This is a genomic window from Oleiphilus sp. HI0043 (assembly GCF_001634935.1).
The window spans coordinates 1-1390 of the sequence record NZ_LWEY01001884.1 but is presented as its reverse complement, the minus strand read 5'-3'; the positions used below and the strand labels follow the sequence as shown (position 1 = coordinate 1390).

The following is a 1390-nucleotide window of genomic DNA, read 5'->3' as shown; positions in this document are numbered from 1 at the left end:
TTAGGCTCAGTTCAAGTGATTTTTCTTGTTTGGTGAAACCAATAAAGCCTAAGATCAAATCGATGTTGTACTACATGACAAGCTAAGCCCCAACAGAACCTTGTTAGCCATGTTGTTTTTCTAGATCCGCCGCTCTGAATAATTTCGGAGAGCTGCAAATACACTTAAAACAAAGCATAGACGCAAATTCTTCATTCCACCAACTTATAGGGAATTTTTTTTTCGACACCGATTCCAAGTAATTGGCAAAACAATCAGCGCGTATAAAAACAAGAGATATAACTGACTAAAACTTAGCTAAAATGACTAGTTTTAAATCTGAGAGAGTAAACAAAAAATACGGCGGCGAGCGCAACAAGACCACTAATAATAAAGGTCCAGTAATAGCCATATTCAGATACGACTACGCCACTAAAATAAGCACCTGCCGCACCGCCCGCACCGAAACCCAAACTACTATAAAGTGCCTGCGCCCGCCCCTGGTGCCTGAGTTTGAATCGCTGATGAACAAATTTGATCGCTGTCGCATGCATCGCTCCAAAAGAAAATGCATGAATACATTGTACGATAACAATTACCATCCAGTATTCTGCAAGCAGCCCTGTTACGACCCACCTGAAAGCAGTCAGCAATAAAGAAATAGCCATAATCAAACGTATCGAATGTAAGCCAAACCAACGGTGCATATAAATGAAGAGAAGCACTTCAGCAATAACACCTAAGCTCCATAGCACCCCAACCTGCGCAGTGCTATAACCCAAAGATTCCATGTAGATACTAAAATAAGTGTAGTAAGCGCCGTGAGAAACCTGCAATAAAAAGCAGACGATAAAGAATTGCTGAATATCACGTCGCTTTAAATACACCATAAAGCCATGGCTAGCTTCATCATGGCTTTGCGTTCTTTTCGGTTCCTCAAAATGAACTAAGCTGCTAACAAAAATCAACGCGATCACACAGAGCAAACTTATAGGAAAATATGCAATCCCCCAAATATCAAATACTATACCGAATCCCATAACACTAAAGATAAACCCGACTGAACCCCATAGCCGTATCCGCCCATACAACTCTTTCTTACTACCCAGATTAAAAAGCGTTACGACCTCTATCTGTGGCAAGACCGCATTCCAGAAGAAACTAAATAAGACAATAACTAGGGCATAAGCCTGAAAAGTGTTGGCAAAGAAAAAGCCGCTATAACAGACAAGCGTCATTAGCGTCCCAAAACGAACCAGAAAGACATTGTTACTAAAACGATCAGACAATGCGCCCCACAGTAAGGGAGCAAGCACCTTCGTTATCATCAATAAGGAAAGCAGCTGGGAGATTTCTAATAAGCTGAAGCCCTTACTATCGAGATATAGCCCCAAGTAAGGCGCCATGACAC

At 41.5% G+C, this 1390-nt stretch carries 1 protein-coding gene; it reads right to left on the bottom strand.

Going from position 1 to position 1390, the window contains the following annotated elements; genetic code table 11:
- Nucleotides 1–293: 293 nt before the first annotated feature.
- A partial coding sequence (locus A3729_RS28870; protein WP_068634547.1) for an MFS transporter occupies nucleotides 294–1390 on the bottom strand: 1097 nt, incomplete at its 5' end.